This window comes from Variovorax sp. OK605 (assembly GCF_900115445.1).
GTDB lineage: Bacteria > Pseudomonadota > Gammaproteobacteria > Burkholderiales > Burkholderiaceae_C > Variovorax.
Genome location: NZ_FOWL01000001.1, coordinates 617,506 through 636,745 on the forward strand (window position 1 = coordinate 617,506; position 19,240 = coordinate 636,745).

General features: G+C 67.6%; 17 protein-coding genes. 14 read left to right on the forward strand and 3 right to left on the reverse strand.

Annotated features, from left to right (window positions below; genetic code table 11):
• The first annotated feature begins 22 nt into the window (after positions 1-22).
• The 6 genes from BM013_RS02875 (at position 23) to BM013_RS02900 (ending at position 7,449) form a co-directional block, all read left to right on the forward strand.
• Positions 23-1,912: a dipeptide ABC transporter ATP-binding protein gene (locus BM013_RS02875; protein WP_093122530.1), complete on the forward strand. Its 1,890-nt coding sequence runs from the start codon at positions 23-25 to the stop codon at positions 1,910-1,912.
• Between the two features lie 78 nt (positions 1,913-1,990).
• On the forward strand, positions 1,991-3,544 hold the full coding sequence (gsiB, locus tag BM013_RS02880) for a glutathione ABC transporter substrate-binding protein GsiB (RefSeq protein WP_093122532.1): 1,554 nt from the start codon (positions 1,991-1,993) through the stop codon (positions 3,542-3,544).
• Positions 3,545-3,625: 81 nt separating this feature from the next.
• The gene (gene gsiC, locus BM013_RS02885; RefSeq protein WP_093122534.1) at positions 3,626-4,546 is read left to right on the forward strand and encodes a glutathione ABC transporter permease GsiC; all 921 of its coding nucleotides are present in this window, start codon (positions 3,626-3,628) and stop codon (positions 4,544-4,546) included.
• A 10-nt stretch (positions 4,547-4,556) separates the two neighbouring features.
• Complete coding sequence (gene gsiD, locus BM013_RS02890; protein ID WP_093122537.1) at positions 4,557-5,483, forward strand: glutathione ABC transporter permease GsiD; 927 nt, start codon at positions 4,557-4,559, stop codon at positions 5,481-5,483.
• A gap of 11 nt (positions 5,484-5,494) precedes the next feature.
• Entirely contained in the window at positions 5,495-6,607 is a 1,113-nt protein-coding gene (locus tag BM013_RS02895) for a P1 family peptidase (RefSeq protein WP_093122539.1), read from the forward strand.
• Positions 6,608-6,630: 23 nt separating this feature from the next.
• A complete protein-coding gene (locus tag BM013_RS02900) occupies positions 6,631-7,449 on the forward strand; it encodes a M55 family metallopeptidase (protein ID WP_093122542.1) in 819 nt (272 codons plus the stop codon).
• Between the two features lie 48 nt (positions 7,450-7,497).
• Here BM013_RS02900 and BM013_RS02905 read toward each other — a convergent pair whose 3' ends face one another.
• Positions 7,498-9,132 (reverse strand): methyl-accepting chemotaxis protein, encoded by a 1,635-nt coding sequence (locus BM013_RS02905; RefSeq protein WP_093122544.1) that lies wholly within the window; start codon positions 9,130-9,132, stop codon positions 7,498-7,500.
• A 389-nt stretch (positions 9,133-9,521) separates the two neighbouring features.
• Here BM013_RS02905 and BM013_RS02910 point away from each other — a divergent pair, with 389 nt between their 5' ends.
• The 7 genes from BM013_RS02910 to BM013_RS02940 all read left to right on the forward strand — a co-directional run bounded on the left by BM013_RS02910 (position 9,522) and on the right by BM013_RS02940 (position 16,103).
• Positions 9,522-11,300 (forward strand): nitrite/sulfite reductase, encoded by a 1,779-nt coding sequence (locus BM013_RS02910; RefSeq protein ID WP_093122546.1) that lies wholly within the window; start codon positions 9,522-9,524, stop codon positions 11,298-11,300.
• Positions 11,297-11,692: a DUF934 domain-containing protein gene (locus tag BM013_RS02915; protein ID WP_093122549.1), complete on the forward strand. Its 396-nt coding sequence runs from the start codon at positions 11,297-11,299 to the stop codon at positions 11,690-11,692. Before BM013_RS02910 ends, BM013_RS02915 begins: the two co-directional genes overlap by 4 nt.
• 20 nt (positions 11,693-11,712) lie before the next feature.
• The gene (locus BM013_RS02920; protein WP_093122551.1) at positions 11,713-12,345 is read left to right on the forward strand and encodes a phosphoadenosine phosphosulfate reductase domain-containing protein; all 633 of its coding nucleotides are present in this window, start codon (positions 11,713-11,715) and stop codon (positions 12,343-12,345) included.
• Between the two features lie 61 nt (positions 12,346-12,406).
• Positions 12,407-13,348, forward strand: coding sequence for a sulfate adenylyltransferase subunit CysD (gene cysD, locus BM013_RS02925; protein WP_093122554.1), 942 nt, complete (start codon positions 12,407-12,409; stop codon positions 13,346-13,348).
• Complete coding sequence (locus BM013_RS02930; protein WP_093122556.1) at positions 13,348-14,685, forward strand: sulfate adenylyltransferase subunit 1; 1,338 nt, start codon at positions 13,348-13,350, stop codon at positions 14,683-14,685. Before cysD ends, BM013_RS02930 begins: the two co-directional genes overlap by 1 nt.
• 42 nt (positions 14,686-14,727) lie before the next feature.
• A complete protein-coding gene (gene fdxA, locus BM013_RS02935) occupies positions 14,728-15,057 on the forward strand; it encodes a ferredoxin FdxA (RefSeq protein ID WP_093123335.1) in 330 nt (109 codons plus the stop codon).
• A gap of 5 nt (positions 15,058-15,062) precedes the next feature.
• The gene (locus BM013_RS02940; RefSeq protein ID WP_256221365.1) at positions 15,063-16,103 is read left to right on the forward strand and encodes an NAD(P)/FAD-dependent oxidoreductase; all 1,041 of its coding nucleotides are present in this window, start codon (positions 15,063-15,065) and stop codon (positions 16,101-16,103) included.
• 7 nt (positions 16,104-16,110) lie between these two features.
• On the opposite strand, the gene BM013_RS02945 is transcribed toward BM013_RS02940, so the two are convergent.
• Positions 16,111-17,412, reverse strand: a complete 1,302-nt coding sequence (locus tag BM013_RS02945; RefSeq protein WP_093122561.1) for an aspartate aminotransferase family protein — start codon at positions 17,410-17,412, stop codon at positions 16,111-16,113.
• 111 nt (positions 17,413-17,523) lie between these two features.
• On the opposite strand from BM013_RS02945, the gene BM013_RS02950 reads away from it, so the two are divergent.
• Positions 17,524-18,276: a TetR/AcrR family transcriptional regulator gene (locus BM013_RS02950; protein WP_093122563.1), complete on the forward strand. Its 753-nt coding sequence runs from the start codon at positions 17,524-17,526 to the stop codon at positions 18,274-18,276.
• Here the strand turns inward: BM013_RS02950 and BM013_RS02955 are convergent.
• Positions 18,263-19,213, reverse strand: coding sequence for a LysR family transcriptional regulator (locus BM013_RS02955; protein ID WP_093122566.1), 951 nt, complete (start codon positions 19,211-19,213; stop codon positions 18,263-18,265). The two genes, BM013_RS02950 and BM013_RS02955, sit on opposite strands and share 14 nt — an antisense overlap.
• Positions 19,214-19,240: the final 27 nt, after the last annotated feature.

The following is a 19,240-nucleotide window of genomic DNA, read 5'->3' on the forward strand; positions in this document are numbered from 1 at the left end:
TCCCCTTTTCTCTCGCATTCCCATGTCCACCCCTTCCCTTGCCCTGCCGGACGGCCGCGTTCTCGCCGTCGACGACCTCACCGTTCGCTTCTCGACCTCCGAGCGCACCGTCGATGCCGTGAAGAAACTGTCGTTCCACATCGACCACGGCGAAACGCTCGCGGTGGTGGGCGAGTCGGGTTCGGGCAAGTCGGTGACTTCGCTGGCGCTGATGCGCCTGGTGGAGCACGGCGGCGGCCGCATCCTCGACGGGCGCATGGCATTCCGCCGCCGCAACGGCGAGGTGCTCGACCTGGCCCAGGCGCGCGACCAGACGATGCGCGGCATCCGCGGCGCGGACATCGCCATGATCTTCCAGGAGCCGATGACCTCGCTGAACCCGGTGTTCACGGCCGGCGACCAGATTGCCGAAGCCATCCGCATCCACCAGGGCAAGAGCAATTCGGCCGCGCGCGCTGAAGCGCTTCGCATGCTGGAGCTGGTGCGCATTCCCGAGGCGCGCAACGTGCTCGACCGCTTCCCGCACCAGCTGTCGGGCGGCATGCGCCAGCGCGTGATGATCGCGATGGCGCTGTCGTGCAAGCCGCAGCTGCTGATTGCCGACGAGCCCACCACGGCGCTCGACGTGACGATCCAGGCGCAGATCCTCCAGCTCATTCGCGAGCTGCAGAAGGAGATGCGCATGGGCGTGCTGTTCATCACGCACGACATGGGCGTGGTGGCCGAGATTGCCGACCGCGTGCTGGTGATGTACCGCGGCGACAAGGTGGAGGCCGGCACGTCGGACGCCGTGTTCGCCGCGCCGCAGCACCCCTACACCCGCGCCCTGCTGTCCGCCGTGCCCAAGCTGGGCGCCATGCAGGGCACCGACCTGCCGGCCAAGTTCGAGCTGCTGCGCACCGAATTCACGGTCGACGCCACGGCCGATGCCGCGCCGGTGCAAGCGGCCACGCCGCAGAACACGGTGCGCGACGACGCGGGCCCGATCCTGCGCGTGCGCGACCTGGTCACGCGCTTCGACGTGCGCAGCGGCCTGCTCGGGCGCGTGAAGCGCCGCGTGCATGCGGTGGAGAAGATCAGCTTCGACCTGTACCCCGGCGAAACGCTGGCGCTGGTGGGCGAGTCGGGTTGCGGCAAGTCGACCACGGGCCGCTCGCTGCTGCGTCTGGTGGAAAGCCAGAGCGGCGCCATCGAGTTCGGCGGCCAGAACATCCGCGAGCTGCCCACGCGCGAGCTGCAGGCGCTGCGCCGCAACATCCAGTTCATCTTCCAGGACCCGTTCGCCTCGCTCGACCCGCGCGTGACGGTGGGCTTCTCGATCATGGAGCCGCTGCTCATCCACAACATCGCCAAGGGCGCCGAGGCGCAGCAGCGCGTCGACTGGCTGCTGCAGAAGGTCGGCCTGCCGCCCGAGGTGGCGCAGCGCTACCCGCACGAGTTCTCGGGCGGCCAGCGCCAGCGCATTGCCATTGCGCGCGCACTGGCGCTCAACCCCAAGGTGGTGGTGGCCGACGAGTCGGTGTCCGCGCTGGACGTGTCCATTCAGGCGCAGATCGTCAACCTGATGCTCGACCTACAGCGCGAGCTGGGCGTGGCCTTTTTGTTCATCTCGCACGACATGGCGGTGGTGGAGCGCATCAGCCACCGCGTGGCCGTGATGTACCTGGGCCAGATCGTGGAGATCGGCCCGCGCCGCGCGGTGTTCGAGGCACCGCAGCACGCCTACACCCGCAAGCTGATGGCGGCCGTGCCGGTGGCCGACCCGTCGCGCCGCCACAAGCCGCGCGCGCTGCTCGAAGGCGAGATTCCCAGCCCCATTCGCGCGGTGGGCGACGAGCCCGTGGTGCCGCCGCTGGTGCAGGTGGCACCGGGGCATTTCGTTGCACGGCATGCCATCGGCGGCGCGTTTTGAGCTGATCTTTTCAGACCCTATTTTTTCAACCGGCAGGCCCCCCCCTGCTTTTTTCCACGAACCGACTGGAGTTCTTCCATGACGCAATCTTCTTCCTCCCTTCGATGGGCATCCGCACTGCTGGGCCTGGCCGCGTTGGCCGCTTCGGGCACGGCACTGGCCGCCAAAGACGTGGTGCTGTCGATCGGCTACCAGCCGGAAACGCTGGACCCGTACAACACCAACACCACCATCACCACGGCCGTGACGAAGACCTTCTATGAAGGCCTGTTCCAGTTCGACAAGGACCTGAAGGTGCAGAACGTGCTCGCCGAGAGCTACGACGTGTCCAAGGACGGCCTGGTCTACACCATCAAGCTGCGCACCGGCGTGAAGTTCCACGACGGCACCGACTTCAACGCGGAAGCCGTCAAGTTCACGCTCGACCGCGTGCTGAACCAGGACAACAAGCTGCTGCGCTACAACCAGTTCAACCGCGTGAGCAAGGTCGAGGCGGTGAACGCCACCACCGTGCGCATCACGCTGAAGGAGCCCTTCGGCCCCTTCATCAACTCGCTGGCCCACGCCTCGGCCGCCATGATCTCGCCCACCGCGCTGAAGAAGTGGGGCAACAAGGACATCGCGTTCCACCCCGTGGGCACCGGCCCGTTCGAATTCGTCGAGTGGAAGCAGACCGACTCCGTCAAGGCCAAGAAATTCGACGGCTACTGGAAGAAGGGCTTCCCCAAGGTCGACACCGTGCAATGGAAGCCGGTGCTGGAGAACAACACGCGCGCGGCCATGCTGCAGACCGGCGAAGCCGATTTCGCGTTCCCCATTCCCTACGAGCAGGCCGACCTGCTGAAGAAGAGCGACAAGCTCGAAGTGGTGGCCACGCCGTCGATCATCACGCGCTTCCTGGCATTCAACATGCTGCAGAAGCCCTATGACAACCCGAAGGTGCGCGAAGCCATCGGCTACGCCATCAACAAGGAAGCGCTGGCCAAGGTCGCGTTCGGCGGCTATGCCTTCCCGGCGCAGGGCGTGCTGCCCCAGGGCGTGAAGTACGCCGAGAAGATGGCCCCCATTCCCTACGACGTGAAGAAGGCCAAGGAACTGCTGGCCGAAGCCGGCTACCCCAACGGCTTCGAGTCGGTGCTGTGGAGCGCCTACAACAACACGACCAGCCAGAAGACCATCCAGTTCGTGCAGCAGCAGCTCGCGCAAGTGGGCATCAAGCTGCAGGTGCAGGCGCTCGAAGTGGGCCAGCGCACGGAGCAGGTGGATGCATGGCCGGACGCCAAGACCGCCAAGGTCCGCATGTACTACACGGGCTGGTCGTCGTCGACCGGTGAAGCCGACTGGGGCCTGCGCCCGCTGTTCGCCTCGGAAGCCTGGGCACCCAAGCTGAACAACATGTCGTTCTACAAGAGCGACGTGGTCGACAACGCACTGGCCAAGGCGCTGGTGACGATCGACGAAGGCGAGAAGGCCGCGCTGTACAAGACCGCGCAAGAGCAGATCCGCAAGGACCTGCCGCGCGTGCCGATGGTCACCGAGCAGAACCTGTCGGCCCACGCCAAGCGCCTGTCGGGTGTGTTCGTGATGCCCGACGGCAACATCAACATCGACGCCGTCGCGGTGTCGAACTGATCCCCGGTTCCTCGTTTTCCTGACTGACTGTCCGACGGGCGGCGGCATGCCGCCGCCGCCCGATCGCGACAAACGCCTCCCATGCTGAATTACTTCCTCAAACGACTGTTGGGCCTGATCCCCACGCTGCTCATCGTGGCGGTGCTGGTGTTCCTGTTCGTCCACATGCTTCCCGGCGACCCCGCGCGCCTTGCCGCGGGCCAGGACGCCGACGAGCAGACCGTGGCCATGGTGCGCCAGGAGCTCGGGCTCGACAAGCCGCTGCCGCAGCAGTTCGTGAGCTTCTTCACCCACATGGTGCAGGGCGACTTCGGCACCTCGATCCGCACGCGGCGGCCGGTGTCGGTGGAAATCGGCGAGCGCTTCTTCCCCACGGTGATGCTGACCATCACCAGCATGGTGTGGGCGGTGATCTTCGGCATGGGCATCGGCATCGTCTCGGCGGTGTACCGCAACAAATGGCCGGACCGGCTGGGCATGACGCTCGCGGTCTCGGGCATCTCCTTTCCCGCATTTGCACTCGGCATGCTGCTGATGCAGATCTTCTCGGTCCAGCTCGGCTGGCTGCCCACGGTGGGCGCCAGCACCTGGAAGCACTACATCCTGCCCTCGATCACGCTGGGCGCGGCCGTGGCGGCCGTGATGGCGCGCTTCACGCGCGCCTCGTTCGTCGAGGTGATCCAGGAAGACTTCGTTCGCACCGCGCGCGCCAAGGGCGTGCACGAGTCGCGCGTGGTGTTCAAGCACACGCTGCGCAACGCGCTGATTCCGGTGGTCACCATGATGGGCCTGCAGTTCGGCTTTTTGCTGGGCGGCTCGATCCTGGTGGAGGCGGTGTTCAACTGGCCCGGCCTGGGCCGCCTGCTGGTGGACGCGGTGCAGATGCGCGACTACCCCGTCATCCAGACGCTGGTGCTGCTGTTCTCGCTCGAATTCATCCTGATCAACCTGGTGGTCGATGTGCTGTACGGCTACATCAACCCGACCATCCGATACAAGTGAGGCAGCCGACATGACGCAAGCTTCCGGCGCGCCTGCCGAAATCATTCTTCCGACCTCCCCGGTCGCCACCCTGCAAAGCGCGGGCAAGATCCGCACGCCCTGGGGCGAGTGCTGGCGCCGCTTCAAGAAACAGCCCGTGGGCCTCGTGGCCGCGGCGTTCGTGGCGCTGCTGGTGTTCATCGCGGTGTTCTCGCCGTGGATCGTGCCCTTCGACCCCGAGAACTTCTTCGACTACGACATGCTCAACAGCGGTCCGTCGGCCACCCACTGGATGGGCGTGGACCCGCTGGGCCGCGACATCTTCAGCCGCATCCTGGCGGGTGCGCGCATTTCGCTGATGGCCGGCTTCCTGTCGGTGCTGGTGGGCGGCTTCATCGGCACGGCCTTCGGCCTGCTGGCGGGCTACTACGAAGGCTGGTGGGACCGCATCGTGATGCGGGTTTCCGACGTGCTGTTCGCCTTCCCCGGCATCCTGCTGGCGCTGGGCGTGGTGGCCATCCTGGGCAGCAGCATGACCAACGTGGTGGTGGCGGTGTCGGTGTTCAGCGTGCCGGCCTTCGCGCGCCTGGTGCGCGGCAACACGCTGGTGCTCAAGCAGCAGACCTACATCGAGGCGGAGCGCAGCATCGGCGCGTCCGACTGGACCATCATCGTGCGGCACATCCTGCCGGGCACCATCTCGTCGATCGTGGTGTATTTCTCGATGCGCGTGGGCACCTCGATCATCACGGCGGCCAGCCTGTCGTTCCTGGGCATGGGGGCGCAGGCGCCCACACCCGAATGGGGCGCGATGCTCAGCGAAGCGCGCGCCGACATGGTGACCTCGCCGCACGTGGCGCTGTTCCCCAGCCTGGCCATCTTCTTCACCGTGCTCGCCTTCAACCTGCTGGGCGACGCACTGCGCGACGCGCTCGATCCGAAGATCGACCGCCAGTAACTTCCGTCCCCATGTCTTCCAGCCAGCAGCAAGCCACCCTTCCCTTCATCGGCAACCTGCTCCAGGGCGAGCGCAACGCCATCACCGACGTGGCCGGCGTCACCGTCGGCCACCGCACGCTGAACGACGGCGGCGTGCAGACGGGCGTGACGGTGATCCGCCCGCACGCGCTCGACCCGTTCCGCGACAAGGTGCCCGCCGCGGCCGTGGTGCTCAACGGCTTCGGCAAGAGCGTGGGGCTGGTGCAGCTCGAAGAGCTCGGCGTGCTGGAAACGCCGATCGCGCTGACCAACACCTTCTCGGTCGGCACGGTGGCCACCGCGCAGATCCGCCATTGCGTGGCGAACAACCCCGAAACCGGCCGCGCGCTGCCCACGGTGAACCCGCTGGTGTTCGAGTGCAACGACGGCTACCTCAACGACATCCAGCGGCTGGCCGTGAGCGAGGCCGACTACCTGCAGGCGCTGCAAGGCGCCGGCGCCGATTTTGCGCAGGGCTCGGTCGGCGCGGGGCGCGGCATGTCGAGCTTCCAGCTGAAGGGCGGGATCGGCAGCGCATCGAGGCGCGTGTCCGCACGAAGCAGCTGTCAAGGTGGCCAAGGTGGCAAAGGTGGCAAAGGCGGTTGCCACACCGTGGGCACGCTGGTGCTCGCGAACTACGGGCGCCAGCCGCAGCTGCTGCTGGCCGGCCATGCGGTGGGCGAGCGGCTCGCCGCGCGGCAGGCCGCGCGCAGCCTGCCGCCAACGGAAGACGCCGACAAGACCGAGAAGGGCTCGATCATCATCGTGGTGGCCACCGACGCCCCGCTGGACGCGCGCCAGCTGCGCCGCCTGGCGCTGCGCGCGGGCGCCGGGCTGGCCCGCACGGGCTCGGTCTTCGGGCATGGCAGCGGCGACATCGTGCTGGCCTTTTCCACCGCCTACACCGTGCCCGACAGCGCCGAACGGCCGATGCCGGCCGTGGCGATGCTGCACGACAGCCTGCTTGACGGCCTGTTCCAGGCCGCGGCCGACAGCACCGAGCAGGCGATCATTCATGCGCTGTGGCGCGCCGAGGCCGTGACCGGCCGCGACGGCAACCACCGCGCGGCGCTCTCCGAGCTGCTGCACCCCTCTTCCCTCTGACCCGATTTCCGATCGCACCGCCCATGAAAGTCCTGATCTCCACCGACATCGAAGGCGTCGCCGGCGTCTACCACCCCGAGCAGGTGCGCCCCGGCAACCCCGAGTTCGAACGCGCGCGCCTGCTGATGACGCAGGAAGCCAATGCGGCCGTTGCCGGCGCCTTCGACGCGGGCGCCACCGAGGTGCTGGTGAACGACTCGCACGGCGGCTTTCGCAACATGCCGCCCGACGTGCTCGACCCGCGCGCGCGCGTGGTGCAAGGCAAGCCGCGCTACCTGAGCATGGTGGCCGGCGTGGAAGAAGGCGTGGACGCGGTGTGCATGGTGGGCTACCACTCGCGCGGGCAAGGCCGCGGCATCCTGGCGCACACCATCAACAGCTTTGCCTTTGCGAGCATCTCGCTGAACGGGCAGGAGCTGGGCGAAGCCGGCCTGTACGGTGCGCTGGCCGGCGAGTACGGCGCGCCCGTGGTCATGGGCAGCGGCGACGACGTGTTCATCGCCGAGAACCGCCCGCTGTTCCCGCACGCGACCTTCGTGGAAACCAAGAAAGCCACGGGCTTCGGCAGCGGCATCTCGCTGTCGCCCGAGCAATCGCGCCGCGCCATCCGTGCCGGCGTGGAAGAAGCGCTGGCCCAGCGTGCCAACGCCAGGCCGCTGGTCTTCACGGGCCCGCAGACCGTGACGCTGCGCGCCCAGTCGCCCTCGCTGGCCGATCTGTTCTGCCAGTGGCCGGCCTTCGAGCGCCTCGACGGCGTCACCCTGCGCTTCACCGCCGAGACGGTGGAAGCGGCGGTGCGCATGCTGAACTGCTGTTCGGCGATGTCTTCGATGCTGCGCTGAGGCAGCAGCACCGGCCGACGCCCTTCGGCGTCGGTCTTTCGTCGCTTCTTACTGGAACGCGACGTCGCGCATGCCGATGCCGCGCGGTGCATTCGCCGCGAGAGCACGCGGCGAGCGGCCGCCTGCGCTGGCGCCTGGCTCCAGCTTGAACTGGCTCACGATTTCCGACAGGCTGCCCGCCTGCTCCTGAAGCGATTGCGCGGCGGCCGAGGCCTCTTCGACCAGCGCGGCGTTCTGCTGCGTGACCTGGTCCATCTGCGTGATGGCCTGGTTGATCTGCTCGATGCCCGAGGTCTGTTCCTGGCTCGCGGCGCTGATCTCGCCCATGATGTCGGTCACGCGCTTCACGCTGCCCACGATCTCGTCCATGGTGCGGCCGGCGTCGGCCACCTGGCGGCTGCCCTCCTCGACCTTCTCGACCGAATCGCCGATGAGCGTCTTGATTTCCTTGGCCGCGGCGGCCGAGCGTTGCGCCAGGCTGCGCACTTCAGACGCCACCACCGCGAAGCCGCGGCCCTGGTCGCCCGCACGGGCCGCTTCCACGGCCGCGTTCAGCGCCAGGATGTTGGTCTGGAACGCAATGCCGTCGATCACGCTGATGATGTCCACGATCTTCTTGGACGACGCATTGATGGAACCCATGGTCTCCACCACCTGGAACACCACGCTGCCGCCGCGCACGGCCACTTCCGAGGCGGAGGTGGCGAGCTGGTTGGCCTGGCGCGCGTTGTCGGCGTTCTGCTTGACGGTGGAAGTCAGTTCCTCGATGGAGGCGGCGGTCTGCTCCAGCGAGCTGGCCTGCTCTTCGGTGCGCGAAGACAGGTCCTGGTTGCCGGAGGCGATCTGCGTGCTGGCGGTCGACACGTTCATCACCACGCCGTGCACCTGCGAGAGCGAACCCTTCAGGGCGTCGCGCATCTGGTCGAGCGCGCGCAGCAGGTGGCCGGTCTCGTCCTTGGCGTAGGTGAGCTGGGGGGCGCCGGTCAGGTCCATTTCGGCGATCGATTGCGCCATGCTCTCGGCGCTGCGCAACGGTGCGGTGATGCTGCGCGCCAGCAGCCAGGCCAGCAGCGCACCCGCCACCAGGCTCACGGCCGAGCACACGATCAGCAGCATGCGGGTCTGCGATTGCAGGTCGTTGGCGCGGCCCGCGGCGGCGTCGAGCTGCTCGCGCTGGGTGTCCACGACCTGCTGCACGCCGGCCAGGTAGGCCACCGACGTGGGCTGGAACTGGCTGTCGAAGGCGCGGTTGGCGCCTGCCAGGTCGCCCGTCAGCTTGAGCTTGCTCACTTCTTCACGCGAAGCCAGGTAGGCCTTGCGCAGGTTGCCGACCTTCTCCAGCAGCGCCTTCTCCTCGGGCTTGACCAGCTTGCCCTCGATGAATTTCTGCAGTTCGTTGGTGTCCTTGATCGACTTGGCCGTGGCCGGCGCGAAGTAGTCGATCAGGCTGGCGTCGCTGCTCTTGGCAATGGCGGCGGCGCGCTGCACGCCGGAAGTGGTGTGGCGCAGCCAGTCGGAGCCGGCGCGCTCGGTCTTCACGTTGTCCTGGATCATCGTGTCGATCTCCTGGCTCAGTTGCTGCAGCTTCAGCACCGCGGCGACGCTGGTGGCAAGGAAAAGCGCCAGGATGGCGCCCAGCACGATGGCAAGGCGCTTGCCGATTGAGACATTGCTCAAGAACATGGTCGGGACTCCAGGGGATGTGAAGGAACTGCCGCCCGCGCACGGGCAGCAGCGTCGAATCTGAAAAAAAGCGACCGGTCGGCCGCTCTCCTAGGCTGGATATCGGCAGCGCCAATGAAAACTTTAGGCAACTTCCGCACGCCAGCCCGGACTTTCTTCACTTCCTAGAATTCCCGGGTCCGACAACCCGTTCGCGGCTCGCTCGCCTTATCCGGAATAAGCAACCAACCGTCCCGAAACCCGCATGGATACTGGTGAATAAGCTTATCCGCATAAGACGCGAACCAAAAAATAGTTTGTTTCCATAAGGCGCGCTTTCAGAATCTCGGCTTCTTGCTGGGGCGCCCCGTTGAACGTGCGGCACCGCACTTCCTCAAGACACACGCACGATGTACCAATACACAGAATTCGATCGCCAGTTCGTTCACCAACGGGCCGCCCAATTCCGAGACCAGCTCGAACGCTGGCAAAAGGGCCGCCTCCACGAGGACGAGTTCCGGCCGCTGCGGCTGCAAAACGGCTGGTACGTCCAGCGCTACGCGCCCATGCTGCGCGTGGCCGTGCCGTACGGCGAGCTTTCCAGCCGCCAGTTGCGCGTGCTGGCCCGCATCGCCCGCGAGTACGACGAGCCCGAAGCCGAGGTCTACAAGAAGGCCATCGAGACCCAGGGCCAGCTCGGCAGCCACAAGCTGCCCACCCACTACGCCCACTTCTCGACGCGCCAGAACGTCCAGTACAACTGGATTCCGCTGTCGAAGTCGGCCGACGTGATGGACCTGCTGGCTTCGGTCGACATGCACGGCATCCAGACCAGCGGCAACTGCATCCGCAACATCACGAGCGACGAGCGCGCCGGCGTCGCCATCGACGAGATCGCCGATCCGCGCCCGTACGCGGAAATCATGCGGCAGTGGAGCACGCTGCACCCCGAGTTCGCGTTCCTGCCGCGCAAGTTCAAGATTGCCATCACCGGCGCCACCGAAGACCGCGCGGCCACCGGCTGGCACGACGTGGGCCTGCACATCGTGAAGAACGAAGCCGGCGAGATCGGCTTTCGCGTGCAGGTGGGCGGCGGCATGGGCCGCACGCCCATCATCGGCACCGTGCTGCGCGAGTTCCTGCCCTGGCAGCACATCATGAATTACCTCGAAGCGGTGATTCGTGTGTACAACCGCTACGGCCGCCGCGACAACATCTACAAGGCGCGCATCAAGATCCTGGTGAAGGCCGAAGGCCAGCGCTACATCGACGACGTGGACGCCGAGTACAAGCAGATCCTGGAGCACGACGGCGCACCGCACACCATCACGCAGGAAGAGTTCGACCGCGTGGCCGCCTCCTTCGTGCCGCCGACGCTGGCCACCCGCGTGCTGCAGAGCGCCGAGAAGACCGATGCCGAGCTGCGCACCCACGCTGCCGACGACGTGCAGTTCGCCCGCTGGCTCGCCCGCAACGTGGCGCCGCACAAGAACCCCGCGCTGCGCGCCGTCACGCTGTCGTTCAAGCGCCTGAAGCAGGCCCCCGGCGACGCCTCGGCCGACCAGCTCGACACGCTCGCCCAGCTGGCCGACCGCTTCTCCGCCGGCGAGGCCCGCGTGACGCACGACCAGAACGTGGTGCTGCCCTGGGTGCATGCCGAGGACCTGCACGCGCTGTGGCTCGCCGCCCGCGCCGCCGGTTTCGCGAGCGCCAACGTGCACCTGCTGACCGACATGATCGCCTGCCCCGGCGGCGACTTCTGCGCGCTGGCCAATGCGCGCTCCATTCCCATCGCCGAAGCCATCACCGAGCGTTACCAGGACCTCGACGAACTCGACGACCTGGGTGAGATCGACCTGCACATCAGCGGCTGCATCAACTCCTGCGGACACCACCACAGCGGCCACATCGGCATCCTGGGCGTCGACAAGGACGGCAAGGAGTGGTACCAGGTGTCGCTGGGCGGCTCCGACGGGTCCGCGCTCAGCGGCGCGCCGGTGGCCGGCAAGGCGGTCGGCCCCTCGTTCTCGGCGGCCGAAGTGCCGGGCGTGATCGAGGCCGTGCTCACCACCTACCGCGACACCCGTGAAAACGGCGAGAACTTCATCGACACGCTGCGCCGCGTGGGCGCCGACCCGTTCAAGGCCGCGGCCAACGGTGCGCGTTTCAAGGTGGAGGAAGCAGCATGAACAAGACGTTGAACATCCTGGCGGCCGAAGACCACATCGACGACGGCGACCCGAAGGTGCTGCAACTGGCCAACGACGCCGACCCGCTCGCCATCGAGGTGTGCCTGGCCGACATCGAGCGCATCGACCTGAACTTTCCCAAGTTCACGGACGGCCGCGCCTACAGCCAGGCCTTCCTGCTGCGCCGCCGCCTGGGCTTCAAGGGCGACATCCGCGCCACCGGCGACGTGCTGATCGACCAGCTCGTGCAGATGGAGCGCACCGGCTTCTCCAGCGCCGTGCTGAAAGAAGGCGTGGACGCCTCCGACGCACAGCGCCAGTTCGACCGCTTCGCCACCTTCTACCAGGGCGACGCGGTGCAGACCGCGCCGCACTTCGTGGCCGGCAGCTGAGCACGCACGGAACCCTCGACATGAGCATCGCCACCGACATCGACTTCGCACGCATCAACACCGAACTCGGCCGCAACGCCGAGGGTTTGGTGGACTGGGCCACCGGCCTGGGCCAGCCGTCGATCATCACGACCAACTTCCGCCCTTTCGAGGCCGTGATCCTGCACATGGTCACGCGCGCAAGGCCCGACGTTCCGGTGGTCTGGATGGACAACGGCTACAACACCGAGGCCACCTACCGCTTTGCGGACGAAGTGACCCGGCTGCTGGGCCTGGACCTGCACATCTACCTGCCGCGCCGCTCGCGCGCGCATCGCGAAGCGGTGGAAGGCGCGACGCCGGCGCTCGACGATCCGCGCCACGCCGCCTTCACCGAAGAAGTGAAGCTGGAGCCCTTTGCCCGCGCGCTGCGCGAGACGGCGCCCAAGGTGTGGTTCACCGCGCTGCGGGCCACCGACACCGCGGTGCGCGCGCAGATGGACCCGGTCAGCGTCAACCCCGACGGGCTGATCAAGGTCGCGCCGCTGCTGCACTGGTCGTCCAAGGACCTGTACGAATACTGCGAGAAGCACGGCCTGCCGAACAACTTCGACTACGTGGACCCGACCAAAGGCGAAGACAACCGCGAGTGCGGCCTGCATCTCTCGCACTGAACCCACCGAGCGCACAGAGAGCCATCCCCTGACCGATTCTTCGCATTCAGCACCTCACCAGATGAACGCCCGTACCGAAACCGAACTGCTGCTGCCGCCGGCGCACCTCTCCAACACGCACCTCGACGCGCTGGAAGAAGAAACCATCTTCATCCTGCGCGAAGTGGCCGCGGCCTTCGAGCGCCCCACCCTGCTGTTCTCGGGTGGCAAGGACTCGCTGGTGCTGCTGAAGTGCGCGGAAAAGGCCTTCGGCGCGGGCCGCATTCCCTACCCGCTGCTGATGATCGACACGGGCCACAACTTCCCCGAAGTGACGGCCTACCGCGACCAGCGCGCCAAGGAACTCGGCGCCGAGCTGATCGTGCGCAGCGTGGAAGACTCGATGAAGCGCGGCACCGTGCGCCTGGCCCACCCGGGCGAGTCGCGCAACGCGCACCAGTCGGTGACGCTGCTGGAAGCCATCGAGGAGTTCCGCTTCGACGCGCTGATCGGCGGCGCCCGCCGCGACGAGGAAAAGGCGCGCGCCAAGGAGCGCATCTTTTCGCACCGCGACAGCTTCGGCCAATGGCAGCCCAAGGACCAGCGCCCCGAGCTGTGGACGCTGTTCAACACGCGCCTGGCCCCGGGGGAGCACTTCCGCGTGTTCCCGATTTCGAACTGGACCGAACTCGACGTGTGGCAGTACATCGCCCGCGAGGAAGTGGGCCTGCCCTCGATCTACTACACGCACAAGCGCGAAGTGGTGGAGCGCCGCGGCCTGCTGGTGCCGGTGACCGAGCTGACCCCGCCGCGCGACGGCGAGACGGTGGAAGTGCGCGACGTGCGCTTCCGTACCGTGGGCGACATCACCACCACCTGCCCGGTGGAAAGCCTGGCGGCCGATGCCGCCGACGTGGTGCTGGAGACGCTGTCGGTCGACGTCAGCGAGCGCGGCGCCACGCGCATGGACGACATGACCTCCGAAGCTTCGATGGAGAAGCGCAAGAAAGACGGGTATTTCTGATGAGCACGACGACAGCCACCTCCAACGAACTCGCCGTCCACGGCGACACCGGCACCGCCCTGCGCTTCATCACCTGCGGTTCGGTCGACGACGGCAAGAGCACGCTCATCGGCCGCCTGCTGGTCGACAGCAAGACCGTGCTGCAGGACCAGCTGGCCGGCGTGCAGCGCGGCGGCGAGACCGACCTGGCCCTGCTGACGGACGGCCTCTCGGCCGAGCGCGAACAGGGCATCACGATCGACGTGGCCTACCGCTACTTCTCGACGGCCAAGCGCAAGTTCATCATCGGCGACGCGCCGGGCCATGAGCAGTACACGCGCAACATGGTCACGGCCGCCTCGGCCGCCGACGCCGCCGTGGTGCTGGTCGACGCGACCAAGCTGGCCTGGGCCGCCGAGGTGGAAGACGGCACCGTGGTCAAGCGCGAGCTGCTGCCGCAAACGCGCCGCCACACGCTGCTGTGCCACCTGCTGCGCGTGCAGTCGATCGTGTTCGCGGTGAACAAGCTCGACGCCATCGCCGATGCCGGCCTGGCCTTCGAACGCATCTCGACCGCGCTGAACGCCTTTGCCGAAGCGGCCGGCGTGCAGGTGGCGGCCATCGTGCCGATCTCGGCCCTCAAGGGCTGGAACGTGGCCACGCGCCACGCCGACTGGGTCGGCTACGAAGGCCCGAGCCTGCTCGAGCTGCTCGAGGAACTGCCGGTCACCGCGCAGGACGAGGCCGTGCCCTTCGCCTTCCCGGTGCAATGGGTCGAGAAGTTCTCGGCTTCGGCCGACACCTCGCAGGGCCGCCGCGTGTTCTGGGGCCGCGTGGCCTCGGGCCATGTGGAGCCGGGCCAGCGCGTGACCGTGCTGCCGAGCAACCAGACCGCCACCGTCGCCCAGGTGCTCAACCACACGCGCCAGCCGCAGGCGGTGCATGCGGGCCACAGCGCGGGCATCGTGCTCGACCGCGAGGTCGACGTGTCGCGCGGCGACTGGCTGCTGGCGCCCGGCGCCTTCGAGCCGGTGCGCGAGATCACGGCCACCGTGGCCTGGCTGGACGACGAGCCGCTGGTGACGGGCCGCGTTTATTGGGCGCTGCAGGGCCACCGCTGGGTCAAGGCCAAGGTGGCGCGCATCGTCGACCGGGTGAACATCACCACGCTCGATTCGGAGCCCGCCACGCAGCTCGAAGCCAATTCCATCGGCGACGTGGTGCTCGCGCTGCAGCAGCCGCTGGCGGTGCTGCCGTTCACGCAGTCGCGGGCGCTGGGCTCGCTGGTGCTGGTCGACACGGCCTCGCACAAGACCGCTGCCGCGGTACTTGTGCAACCTTCCGCCGCAAAGGCCTAAAATCTAGGGTTTTTCCCGACCACTTCTGACGCAAAAAGACAAATGACCCACGTCGTCTCCGAAGCCTGCATCCGTTGCAAATACACCGACTGCGTGGACGTTTGCCCCGTCGACTGCTTCCGCGAAGGTCCCAACATGCTGGTGATCGACCCGGACGAATGCATCGATTGCGCCGTGTGCATTCCCGAATGCCCGGTCAACGCGATCTACGCAGAAGAAGACCTGCCGGCCAACCAGATCGCCTTCATCAAGATCAATGCCGAGCTGGCCCTGGCCGACGGCTGGAAGAGCATCACCAAGCGCAAGCCCGCGCTGCCTGATGCCGAAGAATGGAAAGACAAGACCGACAAGGTCGGGGAGTTGATTCGCTGAGCACCATGACGGCGCCCGGGGCTCCTGTGGCCCCTGTCGAAACCGACGCCCTGATCGTCGGTGCCGGCCCCGTGGGGCTGTTCCAGGCCTTCCAGCTGGGCCTGCTCGAAATCTCCTACCACATCGTCGACGCACTGCCCGCCGCGGGCGGCCAGTGCGTGGCGCTGTACGGCGACAAGCCGATCTACGACATTCCCGGTACGCCCGTGACCAGCGGGCGCGACCTGGCGCAGTCGCTGCTGCAGCAGGTGGCGCCGTTCAAGCCGCAGTTCCACTTCGGCGAGCAGGTTGCCACGCTCGAGCGCCAGGCCGACGACCGGCTGCTGCTGACCACGTCGGCCGGCAAGGCTTTCCTGGCCAGGACCGTGTTCATTGCCGCCGGCGTCGGGGCCTTCGTGCCCAAGCGCATCGCGCTGGAAGACATCGCGCGCTTCGAGGGCACTTCGCTCTTCTATCACCCCGAATCGCTGGACCGCTTCGCGGGACAGGCGGTGGTGGTCAACGGGGGCGATGACATCGCCCTGGAAACCGCCATCGCGCTCACGGCCATCGCAAAACGGGTCACGCTGGTGCACCGCCGCGACGGCTTCCAGGCCGCCGAAGCCACCGTGGCCGCCATGCGCGCGCTGGTGGCCGAAGGCAAGCTGGCCTTCCAGGTCGGCCAGCCCAGCGCCTTCGACGGCAAGCAGTTGCAGATCGCCACGCCCGACGCGGCCACGGTCGAGTTTCCGCTGGACGCACTCGTCGCCTGCCTGGGCATCTCGCCGCGCCTGGGCCCGATCGCCGACTGGGGCCTGGCACTGGAGCGCAAGAAGGTGCCGGCCGACACCGAGAAGTACGAAACCCGCGAACGCGGTGTGTTCGCAGTGGGCGACATCAACACCTACCCGGGCAAGAAGAAGCTCATCGTCTGCGGCTTCCACGAGGCCACGCTGGCCGCCTGGGGCGCCACGGCCATCGTGTTCCCAGGCAAGGCCGTGCACCTGCAGTACACGACCACCAGCACGCGGCTGCACGAGTTGCTGGGCGTGGCCGGCACGCGCTGACGCAGCGCTAACCGGCGCGGGGCAGCAACGCCTTGTGCTCGCCGATGAAGCCGCCGATGGCGGCGACGAAACGGTCGATGTCCGCGTCGGCCACCGGCAACGACAGCACCACGAAACCCCGCGGCGACGCGTAGATGCCCTGCGCCAGCAGGTGGAAGAACAGCAGCTGGCGCAGCCGCCCGTCGACGCCGGCCAGGTCTTCGCAGCGCACCACCTCGCCGTTCACGAAATGCGCGTTCATCAGCGAGCCCAGCCCGGTGAACTGCAGCCCGACGCCCTCCTTCGCGCACAGCGCATTGAGCCGTTCGCGCATGGCCTCGCCGCGCGCCGCCAGCGCACCGGCCGCCTCGGGCGGGAACAACTGGGTGAGGCCCGCGTAGCCGGCCGCCATCGTCATCACGTTGTTGTTGAAGGTGCCCGAGTGTGAGAGCGAACCGGTGCGCGGGTCGAACTGCGCCATCACGTCGGCACGCCCGCCGAAGGCGCCGAAGGACATGCCGCCGCCGATGTACTTGCCCAGCGTGGTGAGGTCCGCGCGGATGCCGAGCTGGTTCGCGAGCCCATGCGGCGCCAGGCGCGAAGTCATCACCTCGTCGAACACCAGCAAGGCGCCCACGCGCGTGGCCGATTCGCGCAGGGCCTGCAGGAAATCCGGCCGGCCCGGAATGCAGCCGCTCGCGCCCTGCATCGGCTCGACCAGCACCGCGGCAACATCGGCGCCGTGCTTTTCGATCTGCTCGCGCGCCAGCTGCGCGTCGTTGTACGGCAGCACCAGGAAGTCGAACGGCACGGTCGTCGGCAGCGGCCCGGCGCCGAAGCCCAGCACGCCGCCGTGGTAACCGCCCGAGAACACCACGATCTTGCGGCGGCCCGTGAAGTGCAGCGCCGCGGTGAGCGCCATCAGGTTGGCCTCGGTGCCCGAGTTGGTGAAGCGCAGCTGCTCGATCTGCGGAAATCGCTCGCAGATGAGCTTGGCCAGCCGGCCTTCGAGCAGGTTGTGGCCCGTGAGGTTGATGCCGCTGCGCATGGCCTCGATGACGGCGTCGCGGATCTCCGGCGCCGAATGGCCGTAGACGCCGGCCGTGTACTCGGCGATGAAGTCGGCGTAGCGGTGGCCGTCGGCGTCCCACAGCGCGGCGCCCTCGCCCCTGGCGATGGTCAGCGGGAACGGCGCATGGAACAACACCGAGCGGCTGTTGGCGCCCGGCATGTAGCGCGCCTGCTCGTCGAACTGGCGGCGGCTGGCCGGGTTGGCGTCGGTGAAGCGCCGGTGTGCGTCGGCAAGGGCCTGGTCGATGGGGTCGCTCATGGAATCGTCCTTTGCATGGTTGCGTGCCGAGCGTTGATCGTCATTTTTATTGATCAGTGCTCAATTAATATTGTTTATACCGCCAATTCAACTGCCACACAATCGCAGCCAATGTCCCCTCCCACGCCCACCCCCACCCCGAAAAAAGCCCCGCCCAGGACCGCCGGTCGCCCTTCAGGCGGCACAGCGCTGACCAGGCAGCGCATCGCCGAAGTCGCGCTCGAGCAGATCGACGAGTTCGGCCTCGGCGCCTTCAGCATGCGCGAGGTGGCGGCGCGCCTGGGCGTGTACCCGGCCACGGTGCACTGGCACGTGAGCACGCGCGAGGCGCTGCTGGCCGAAGTGGCATCCGCCGTCATGGCCCAGGTGACGCCGCCGCCGGGCAAGCTGGCCTGGCAAGCGTGGATGGCCGAGCTGTTCCGCCGCTGCCGCGCCGCCGTGCGCCGCCACCCGAACGTGGCGCAGCTGCTGGGCGCGCAGCTGGTGTCCAACGGCAGTCTGCCGATCGAGCTGGTCGAAGGCGTGCTGGCCGCGCTGACCGAGGCCGGCTTCGAAGGCGAGCCGCTGCTGGAGGCCTACAACTGCACCATCGCGGCGATGCTGGGTTTTCTCACGATGGAGTTCTCGCCGCTGCCCGCCGACAACACGCAGGCCTGGGCCGAGGAGCTGCGCGAGCGCGTGCACACCATTCGCCCGCTCGACCACCCGGTGCTCACGCGCAACCTGCCGCTGCTGGCCAACAAGGCCTTCATCCTGCGATGGGACAACGGCACGGCGGTGCCGCTGGACAGCAGCTTCGAGCGCCACGTGCAGATGACCATCGACGGGCTCGAGGCCTTCGCGCGCAGGGTCAAGCCGCGGTAGCCGTGCTTTCGCTGCGCCCGATGCGCCCGATGCGCAACAGCGCGTCCTTCAGCCACAGCACCCCCGCATCGGAATTCGAGCGCCGGTTCCAGCACACGACCGAGCGGTAGCCCTGCAGCTCGAACGGCAGCGGGTGCACCGCGAGCAGGTCGCGAAACCGGTCGGCCACGCGCAGCGGCATCACGGCCACGTGGTCGGTCTGCGCCAGCAGGTCGACGATCTGGCCGAAGCTGGTCATGGCGACGCTCATGTTGCGCGTGTGCCCCAGCCGCGCCAGCACCTGGTCGATGAGGTCGTCCAGCGCGGAGCTGCCATAGCCCAGGAACACATGCGGCGATGCGCAGAAGGCCTCGAGCGTGACGCCCGGCGTGGCGCCGTGGCCCATCGTCGGATGCCCGCGCCGCACCGCGACCACGTAGCGGTCTTCGTACAGCAGCGCCGATTCGCAGTCGCTCGGCGGCTGCAGGCGCGGCAGCACGGCAATGTCGAAGTCGCCCTTGCGCAGGCGCTCGGTCAGCGTGAGGAACGAACTGGTCTCCCAGTAGATGCGCACGCGCGAGCCGCACGCCACCAGCTCGTTGGCCAGCGTGGGCAGCAGCAGGTGGCTGGCGTAGTCGCCGCCGGAGATGCGAAAGATGCGCTGCGAGGCCGCCGGGTCGAAGCCCTCGCCCGGCTCCAGCATGGCCGACAGGTCGGCCAGCACGCGCTCCACCTGGCCGGCCAGCGCCTGCGCGCGCGCCGTGGGTTCCACGCCGTGCGCGGTGCGCGTGAACAGCGGGTCGCCGAAGGTGTCGCGCAGGCGGTTGAGCGAGGCACTCACCGCGGGCTGGCTCAGGAACAGCCGAGTTGCCGCGCGCGACACGCTGCGTTCGCGCATCAGCGCATCGAAGGTCCGCAGCATGCCGACGTCGAGGCTGCGGATATCACGTTGGGCCATATCTCATATCCAAAGCTTCGAATTGCC

Bases quoted from the DNA above. Each gene is read 5' to 3' on its own strand.
- BM013_RS02875 (WP_093122530.1), top strand. From the start codon at position 23: ATGTCCACCCCTTCCCTTGCCCTGCCGGACGGCCGCGTTCTCGCCGTC.
- gsiB (WP_093122532.1), top strand. From the start codon at position 1,991: ATGACGCAATCTTCTTCCTCCCTTCGATGGGCATCCGCACTGCTGGGC.
- gsiC (WP_093122534.1), top strand. From the start codon at position 3,626: ATGCTGAATTACTTCCTCAAACGACTGTTGGGCCTGATCCCCACGCTG.
- gsiD (WP_093122537.1), top strand. From the start codon at position 4,557: ATGACGCAAGCTTCCGGCGCGCCTGCCGAAATCATTCTTCCGACCTCC.
- BM013_RS02895 (WP_093122539.1), top strand. From the start codon at position 5,495: ATGTCTTCCAGCCAGCAGCAAGCCACCCTTCCCTTCATCGGCAACCTG.
- BM013_RS02900 (WP_093122542.1), top strand. From the start codon at position 6,631: ATGAAAGTCCTGATCTCCACCGACATCGAAGGCGTCGCCGGCGTCTAC.
- BM013_RS02905 (WP_093122544.1), bottom strand. From the start codon at position 9,132: ATGTTCTTGAGCAATGTCTCAATCGGCAAGCGCCTTGCCATCGTGCTG.
- BM013_RS02910 (WP_093122546.1), top strand. From the start codon at position 9,522: ATGTACCAATACACAGAATTCGATCGCCAGTTCGTTCACCAACGGGCC.
- BM013_RS02915 (WP_093122549.1), top strand. From the start codon at position 11,297: ATGAACAAGACGTTGAACATCCTGGCGGCCGAAGACCACATCGACGAC.
- BM013_RS02920 (WP_093122551.1), top strand. From the start codon at position 11,713: ATGAGCATCGCCACCGACATCGACTTCGCACGCATCAACACCGAACTC.
- cysD (WP_093122554.1), top strand. From the start codon at position 12,407: ATGAACGCCCGTACCGAAACCGAACTGCTGCTGCCGCCGGCGCACCTC.
- BM013_RS02930 (WP_093122556.1), top strand. From the start codon at position 13,348: ATGAGCACGACGACAGCCACCTCCAACGAACTCGCCGTCCACGGCGAC.
- fdxA (WP_093123335.1), top strand. From the start codon at position 14,728: ATGACCCACGTCGTCTCCGAAGCCTGCATCCGTTGCAAATACACCGAC.
- BM013_RS02940 (WP_256221365.1), top strand. From the start codon at position 15,063: ATGACGGCGCCCGGGGCTCCTGTGGCCCCTGTCGAAACCGACGCCCTG.
- BM013_RS02945 (WP_093122561.1), bottom strand. From the start codon at position 17,412: ATGAGCGACCCCATCGACCAGGCCCTTGCCGACGCACACCGGCGCTTC.
- BM013_RS02950 (WP_093122563.1), top strand. From the start codon at position 17,524: ATGTCCCCTCCCACGCCCACCCCCACCCCGAAAAAAGCCCCGCCCAGG.
- BM013_RS02955 (WP_093122566.1), bottom strand. From the start codon at position 19,213: ATGGCCCAACGTGATATCCGCAGCCTCGACGTCGGCATGCTGCGGACC.